Source organism: Neoroseomonas rubea, from assembly GCF_016106015.1.
Classification (GTDB): Bacteria; Pseudomonadota; Alphaproteobacteria; order Acetobacterales; family Acetobacteraceae; genus Neoroseomonas; species Neoroseomonas rubea.
Genome location: NZ_JACADQ010000715.1, coordinates 1 through 711, shown reverse-complemented (window position 1 = coordinate 711; position 711 = coordinate 1). Strand labels below are relative to the sequence as shown.

At 66.4% G+C, this 711-nt stretch carries 2 pseudogenes; one reads left to right on the top strand and one right to left on the bottom strand.

What is annotated here, in order from left to right:
• Positions 1-269: pseudogene (locus tag HW577_RS26020) on the bottom strand (IS110 family RNA-guided transposase); the annotation flags it as partial.
• A 70-nt stretch (positions 270-339) separates the two neighbouring features.
• Here HW577_RS26020 and HW577_RS26015 point away from each other — a divergent pair.
• Positions 340-711: pseudogene (locus tag HW577_RS26015) on the top strand (transposase); the annotation flags it as partial.

Here is a 711-nt window from a genome sequence, read left to right as displayed (position 1 = left end):
CCGTCATTCTTGTTCCCGCGCACGAAAGGCTTCACGAATTGCGGGCTGATGATGCGCACAACATGCCCGGCCCGCTCGAACTCCCTGGCCCAGTGGAAGGCACTCGCACATGCCTCGATGCCGATTGCGCAGGGCGCCAGCGCCGCGATGAACGGCAGAAGCTGGTCGCGCCGGAGCCGCTTTCGGAGCACCGCCCGGCCGGTCGGATCGACGCCGTGCAGCTGGAACAGGTTCTTCGATAGATCGATCCCGAGCACACCGAGTTCCATGGCCTTTCCTCCCTCGTGACTGGCCGACCCAAGGCTGGCGCCGCTGGGGTGGGGAGCAGTCCATGCCATTCGGTGGAAGAAGCAGTTTGCCGGGATGGGGACGGCGGAGATCCGGCGGCTGAAGCAGCTCGAGGAGGAGAATGCGAAGCTCAAGCGCTTGGTCGCTGACCTGAGCTTGGACAAAACCATGCTGCAGGATGTGCTGCGGAAAAAGTGGTGAGGCCCGCGCTGCGCCGTGACGTGGTGGCTGTGCTGCAGGACAGCTACCGGGTCAGCGAGCGTCGGGCCTGTTCGGCGACGGGGTTTCACCGGTCGGCGCAGCGCTACCGATCGCGGCGTGATCCGCAGGTCGAGCTGCGCATGCGGCTGCGCGACCTGGCTGCGGTTCGGGTCCGCTATGGCTACCGGCGTCTGCACGTGCTGCTGCGGCGCGAAGGCTGGC